General features: G+C 53.0%; 6 protein-coding genes, 1 rRNA gene and 1 pseudogene. All 8 read left to right on the top strand.

The genetic code is table 11. The annotated features are described in order from the left end of the window. Window positions 1–75 (top strand): 5S ribosomal RNA (gene rrf / locus FJM65_RS21835); the annotation flags it as partial. Between the two features lie 191 nt (window positions 76–266). Continuing rightward, a pseudogene (locus FJM65_RS21795) lies at window positions 267–494 on the top strand (BatA domain-containing protein); the annotation flags it as partial. A 75-nt stretch (window positions 495–569) separates the two neighbouring features. Next, complete coding sequence (locus FJM65_RS20950) at window positions 570–2273, top strand: hypothetical protein (RefSeq protein ID WP_239023055.1); 1704 nt, start codon at window positions 570–572, stop codon at window positions 2271–2273. Between the two features lies 1 nt (window position 2274). Beyond that, a complete protein-coding gene (locus tag FJM65_RS20945; RefSeq protein WP_140624297.1) occupies window positions 2275–3540 on the top strand; it encodes a dihydroorotase in 1266 nt (421 codons plus the stop codon). Between the two features lie 61 nt (window positions 3541–3601). After that, window positions 3602–4111 (top strand): DUF4199 domain-containing protein, encoded by a 510-nt coding sequence (locus tag FJM65_RS20940; protein ID WP_181163829.1) that lies wholly within the window; start codon window positions 3602–3604, stop codon window positions 4109–4111. 30 nt (window positions 4112–4141) lie between these two features. Continuing rightward, on the top strand, window positions 4142–4660 hold the full coding sequence (locus tag FJM65_RS20935; RefSeq protein ID WP_140624295.1) for a DUF4199 domain-containing protein: 519 nt from the start codon (window positions 4142–4144) through the stop codon (window positions 4658–4660). Window positions 4661–4663: 3 nt separating this feature from the next. Then, window positions 4664–5638: a glycosyltransferase family 2 protein gene (locus FJM65_RS20930; protein WP_140624293.1), complete on the top strand. Its 975-nt coding sequence runs from the start codon at window positions 4664–4666 to the stop codon at window positions 5636–5638. Further along, window positions 5639–6787: a glycosyltransferase gene (locus FJM65_RS20925; RefSeq protein WP_140624291.1), complete on the top strand. Its 1149-nt coding sequence runs from the start codon at window positions 5639–5641 to the stop codon at window positions 6785–6787. Window positions 6788–6884: the final 97 nt, after the last annotated feature.

Here is a 6884-nt window from a genome sequence, read left to right as displayed (position 1 = left end):
TCCGAACAGAGCAGTTAAGCCCGGGCGCGCCGATGGTACTGGGGTCACACCCGGGAGAGTAGGTGGCCGCCAACCCCAACAAGAAGGGCCCCTTCCCACGCGGAACGGGGCCCTTCCCTTTTTCACACCACCCCCCACGGGAAGGAGAGAAGCCCGAGCTGTAAGGCAGGGCTTTGCCCTTGCCCTCCCCCCCAACATCTGGACCTGATTCAAAGTATAGAACTCCAGCCTGTTGTTTTTATTAAGGCTCCTCTTTAACTTGAGCTATGGCATTTCTGTACCCTACCTTTCTATATGCACTTGCAGCAGTTGCCGTGCCAATTGTTTTGCACCTGGTGCAGCTTAGGCGCGCAAAGCGGGTTCTTTTCAGCAATGTCCGCTTTATTCAGGCTTCTAAGGATCTTACAGCCAGCCAGCGCAAGCTAAAGGACTTGCTGATTTTAATTTGCCGCATACTTTTTGTTGTTTTTCTAGTGCTGGCGTTTGCTCAGCCCTTTCTCCCAGCTTCGGAGGCCGTGGGTGCAACTGATGAATCTGATGTGGCCATTGCTGTAGATAACTCTTTCAGTATGCAGAACCTGCATCAGGAACAGGACCTCTCTTTGCTGAATGTGGCCATTGATAAGGCAAAAGTCATATCAGACCTCTTTCCCGCTTCCACTGCCTATAGCCTGTCTGCCACCAGTAGCTTGAACCATGGGGCTCCTGTACAAAAAGCCCAGGTTGCCGCTGTGCTCGATCAACTGGATTTTTCAGCTAAGCCTTTTGCAACTTTAGATGCTCTAAAATCGCAGCCCGGGCATTTATTTATACTTTCTGATTATCAAAAAAGCAGTTTTTCGCCCTCTGTGCTGGATAAAGTTGATCCCTCGACGCAGGTACACCTCATACCTATTGAAGCGGCCAGTCCTGCCAATATCACTGTAGATTCTGTTTACCTGGAGGATGAGTTTATCCGGAGTGGGGCAGAAAACCAACTTCATGTGCTGGTAAGCAATACCGGCGATGAGGCTTTGGAAGACGTCCCGTTGAAGCTTTTCCTTGCAGATAGACAGGCATCTGCTTTAAGTTTGGACCTTCCGACTAACCAAACGAGTGAGGCTGTGATGTCGTTTAGAGCACCAGCCAGCGGCGCTACGCAGGCTTATGTGCAGGTGGAAGATTACCCGGTAGAGTTTGACAACCTATATTATTTTACGTTGGCGCCATCTGCTATCATAAAGATCGTTGAAGTGACGGATGAAGTCCCCAGCATGCTGCAGGAACTTTATAAAAGCGAACCTGCATTTAAGTTCTCTACTTTTCGAAGCCAGAGTATAAATTATGCCGAGCTGGCTGCAGCAGATATTGTCATCTTGAACGGAGTTGCCCCATTATCGGAGGCTCTGGCCGCAACTGCAGCTAACTATGTGAAGGAGGGAGGCACACTAAGTATAATACCGCCGGCTGGAAAAGATGTTGGTGCTTACAACTCTCTTTTCCAGAATTTAAGTATGGCAGCTTCCTTTACCGGAGCATCTACCGATGCCACCAAAACTTCTTTGGCCGCTCCCGATCCAAACCACCCTTTTTTCAAAAGTATTTTCTCTGATTTTGATGCTGATATGCAGATGCCCTCGGCTACTAAAAGCTTAGCATGGTCACAGGCATCAGACAATATTCTAAAGTATAAAGGGGGCGCTGCCTTTCTGTCTAGGTTCGACCGGGGAACGGGGAGCGTATATGTGATGGCTGCGCCGTTGCAGGGGGAGTATAGCACGTTACCAAACCATGCCCTTTTTGTTCCCATCATGTACAGGCTGGCCATTGGCAGTTATAAGCAGGCGCAACAACTGGCCTATAACCTCGGAGGCGGCACCATACAGCTACCGGTGCAGGTACAAACGCGGCAGGAGGGAGTGTATGAGCTCCGTAGAGACACACTGGCCTTTATACCCGAGCAGCAGGTGCGCGGTGGCAAACTATACTTTAATGTGCCCCCGGACATGAGCGAGGCAGGTTTTTATACCTTGCAGCTGCAGGATTCTGCTCTGGCTACACTGGCCTTTAACTATGGCAAAGAGGAATCATACCTGGAGCAGTACAGCCCCGATGAGTTGCGTGCTTTAGTAGGCGAAAACAGGCCGAACGTGCATGTGTATGACTACGGTGACGCCTTTTCGGTAAAAGGTGAGTTTGAAAAACGATATTTTGGCGTCAAGCTTTGGAAATATTGCCTAATATTGTGTCTGTTTTTCCTGATGGCCGAAATAGCACTTATTAGATTTCTCTGACATGAAAGTACTTCTCCGAGCAGCAACCGTTTACAACCCGCAGTCTGAGTTTCACCTGCAGCAGCAGAACATTCTTATCGAGAATGGCACCATCACCTACATTGGGCCGGATGAACTGGAGGCAGATAAAGTTATCACTGCCGATGGCCTGAGCGTATCGGCAGGATGGGTGGACATGCATGCTTATGCCGGAGAGCCGGGACTGGAGTACAAAGAAGACCTGGAGAGTTTAGCCGCTGCCGCCGCAGCCGGAGGTTTTACCCAGGTGCTGTTGTTGCCGAACACCGAGCCCGTGGTGCAGACCAAAGGCGCTATCAACTTCATCAAAAACAGAAGCCATACTTTGCCGGTAACGCTTTTGCCTGCCGCTGCCGTAACCGTGGATGCGCAGGGCAAAGACCTGACCGAAATGATTGACCTGCACCAGTCGGGGGCGGTGGCGTTTACAGACGGTACGCACCCGCTGCAGGGTGCCGACGTGATTCTGAAGGCGCTGCAGTACCTGCAGCCGTTTAACGGTTTGCTGATGAACAGACCGGAGCACACGCGCCTGACCGAGAGCGGGCAGATGCACGAAGGCGAGGCAAGCACCCGTTTGGGCATGAAAGGCATCCCGTCGCTGGCCGAGGAAGTAACCGTGACCCGCGATCTGCAGCTGCTGCGCTATGCCGGCGGCAAAATACACTTCTCCCTTATCTCAACTGCAGCAACTATAGAAGCCATTCGTAAGGCAAAGGCAGAGGGCCTGCAGGTAACCTGCGATATGGCCAGTTTCCAAACTGCCTTCACCGATGAGACCCTAGAGCCATTCGATACCAACTATAAAGTAAAGCCGCCGTTCCGAAGCGCGGCAGATGCAGCAGCCATTAAAGAGGGCTTGCAGGACGGCACCATCGATGCCCTGGTGTCGGCGCACATGCCGCAGGACGTGGAGGCGAAGAAACTGGAGTTCGACCTGGCAGAATTCGGTATAACGAACCTGGAGACAGCCTTTGCCGTGGCGAACACTACCTTAGAGCTGCCGCTGGAGCTGCTCATAGAGAAATTTACCACGGGCCCGCGCCGCATACTTGGTTTGCCAGAGGCACGGATGGCTGTGGGAGAGGCAGCCAACCTGACCATCTTCGCCCCCAACCAAACCTGGACACCGGAGGCTGATAAAAGCAAGTCCAGGTCGCATAATAGCCCATTCTTTGGCCGTGAGCTGAAAGGCAGGGTGTTGGGAACAATTCACAGCGGGCAGTTAGTGCTCAACGATTCTTTTTAATATATTTATACCTATCTTAAGGTGAATCATACTTTAGGCTGGTTCACTCTCAGGAACGACTATGTTTAATCAGACCATTGTGCGGATTGGGATACGCTACGGCGTTATCAGCGGGGCAGTATGCTTTGCACTTGTGGCATTGCTATACTTTATGGGCTATAACCCTTTCGGGGAGGCGGGGCGCATCTCTTACCTGCCTATTCCGGTCTTCATCTTCCTGGCCATACGGTACTTTAAGAAGTATAACTTCGGAGACCTCAGCTTTGGCAAAGGCTTTAGGCTAGGCCTGGCGGTGGCTTTTTATACGGCGCTGTGTGCCTCCATGCTGGTTTTCCTGCTGATATACCTGGTGGGGCCGGAGATAGTGCAACAGCATGTAACGGAGATGAAAGTGCTGCTGGAGGAGAGCCGGGAAGAGCAGGTGCGGGTGCTGGGCCAGCAGATGTACGAGGAGGGGCTGAAAGCGCTGGACGCGGTGACGCCTAGTATGCTGGCTGCCGATGATTTTGTGCGGAGGATGTTTGCAGGGTTGGTTTTTTCATTGGTTGCCGCCATTTTTTTTCGCAAGTAGAAAACTCAAACCACATAAACCAAACCAACTATGACTGAGAAACAACCCTCTGTAGGATCTGTAGCCCTGAAGTACGGCTTCATCTTTGCGCTAATCGGCGTAATCTTTTCGTTAATCCTGATGGTAGCTGGCTTGGCTGAAAACCGCTGGATCTCCAGTGTGGGGTACCTTATCCTGATTGCAGGCATAGTGGTGGCCATGAAAAACTACAAGGCAGAGAACAACGGCTTTATGTCGTACGGGCAGGGCCTGGGCATCGGGTCTATCGTGTCTGCTGTTTTCGGGTTCTTGTCCGGGTTGTTTACGTGGCTCTATGTTGAGTTTGTAGATACAGAGTATATGGCGCGCGTAATGGAAAAGCAGCGCGTGCAGATGCTGGAGCAGGGGATGAGCGATGAGCAGATCGACTCTGCGATGGCGATCGCAGAGAATTTCCAGGGGCCGCTAACCATGATCCTGGGCGCCACCGTGGTCACGTTGATCATAGGCTTTCTGCTGTCGCTGGTTCTCTCTGCTATCATGAAGAACGCAAGGCCGGAGTTTGAATAAAACATGCAATACACTTACGATATTTCGGTAGTAGTTCCGCTCTTTAACGAGGAGGAGTCGCTGCCAGAGCTCGTGCGCTGGATCAGGAGAGTGATGCATGCGCACGAGTTTTCTTATGAGGTAATTCTGGTGGACGACGGCAGCACCGACCGCTCCTGGGACGTGATAAACGAACTGGGCGAGGAGGACAAGGCCGTAAAGGGCATCAGCTTTAACCGTAATTACGGCAAGTCTGCCGCCCTGAACGAGGGCTTCCGGCGCTGTGCCGGCGAGGTGGTGATCACCATGGACGCCGACCTGCAGGACAGTCCGGAGGAAATTCCGTCGCTCTACGACATGATCAAGAACCAGAAGTATGACCTGGTGAGCGGCTGGAAAAAGAAGCGTTTCGATCCTGTAAGCAAAACCATCCCTACCAAACTGTTTAACGCCGCCACGCGCAAACTGTCGGGTATACAGCTGCACGACTTTAACTGCGGCCTGAAGGCGTACCGGCAGCTGCTGGTAAAAAGCATAGAAGTGCATGGCGAGATGCACCGCTACATCCCGGTAATCGCCAAGTGGAATGGTTTTACCAAAATTGGCGAGAAAGTGGTGCAGCACCAGGAACGCAAGTATGGCACCACCAAGTTTGGCCTGGAGCGCTTCGTGTACGGTTTCCTCGATCTGCTGTCGATAACGTTTGTGAGCCGCTTTAAGAAGCGACCGATGCACTTCTTCGGCTCGTTTGGCACACTCATGTTCGTGGTAGGCTTGGGCATTACCATCTGGCTGATCGTGCAGAAGCTGTTTGGCCTGTATTCCGGTGGCCGCGTGCGCGACATTGTGGACCAACCGCTGTTTTTCCTAGCATTGGTGGCGGTTATCCTGGGGGTGCAGCTGTTTTTGGCCGGTTTCCTGGCCGAGATGATCTCCATGGCTTCCAGCAAGCGCAACGAGTACCTTATCCGCGATAAGATAGGCTCTATTATGAAATAAATGGCGAGGCGGGTAACCATCGTAGGGCCGGCGCACCCGCTGCGGGGCGGCGGCATGGCCACGTTTAACGAGCGGCTGGCCTATGCTTTTCAGGAGGCTGGCTGCGAGGTGGAGATCGTGACCTTTAGTCTGCAGTACCCTTCCTTTCTCTTTCCGGGCAAGAGCCAGTTTACCACAGAGCCCGCACCTGCAGGCTTACGTATAAAAGTGCTCATCAACTCGGTTAACCCGATTAGTTGGTGGCGTGCTGGGCAATACATCAAAAAGCAAAAGCCGGATTTGGTGGTGTTCCGCTATTGGCTGCCGTTTATGGGGCCGGCGCTGGGCACGATTGCCCGCCTCATCCGCGGCAACAAGTATAGCCACATCCTGGCCATCACCGATAATGTGGTGCCGCACGAGAAGCGCCCCGGCGATGTGCCCTTTACCAAGTACTTCCTCGGCTCGTGCCACGGCTTTGTAACGCTGTCGCGGTCGGTGCAGCAGGACCTGGAGCGCTTTGAGCCGCAAAAGCCAAACGTATACCTGCCGCACCCGCTCTACGATAACTTTGGCGAGGCCGAGCCCAAAGAAGCTGCCTGCGCTGCCCTGGGGCTTGATCCGAAGTATAATTACCTGCTCTTTTTCGGTTTTATCCGTGCCTACAAGGGGCTGGACCTGCTGCTGCAGGCCATGGCCGACCCGCAGGTGCAGGAGCTGCAGAACCTGAAACTGATCGTGGCCGGGGAGTTCTATGAAGATGCCGCGCCCTATCGTCAACTCATCGAGCAACTGCAGCTGCAGGACCGGCTCATACTGCACACCGATTTTATACCCAACGCCGAGGTGCGCCACTACTTCTGCGCCGCCGACCTGGTGGTGCAGCCCTACAAGCACGCTACCCAGAGCGGCGTAACGCAGGTAGCCTACCATTTCGACAAGCCGATGGTGGTGACGCGGGTGGGAGGCCTCTCGGAGCTGGTTCCGCACGGCGAGGTAGGCTATGTGGTGGAGCCGCAGCCAGAGGCCATTGCCGCCGCCATACATCAATTCTATACTTCCGGCCAGGCCGCCATACTCTCCCAGAACATCAGCAAGTATAAAAAGCGCTTTAGCTGGAGCCGCTTTGTGCAGGCCGTGTGGGAACTGGCGGAGAAGGTAAAAGTATAGCCGTTTAGCTACTCCTCTTGACGCACTTGTGTCGGTTTATACTTTATACTTGGCTTATAAGAAGGAAAGAGTATAAATAATTAAGTTCGGTTGTTTG

It is taken from the genome of Pontibacter mangrovi (assembly GCF_006385705.1).
Lineage (GTDB): Bacteria > Bacteroidota > Bacteroidia > Cytophagales > Hymenobacteraceae > Pontibacter > Pontibacter mangrovi.
Note: the sequence above shows the minus strand (reverse complement) of the source record. Positions and strands in the feature narration are given on the sequence as shown.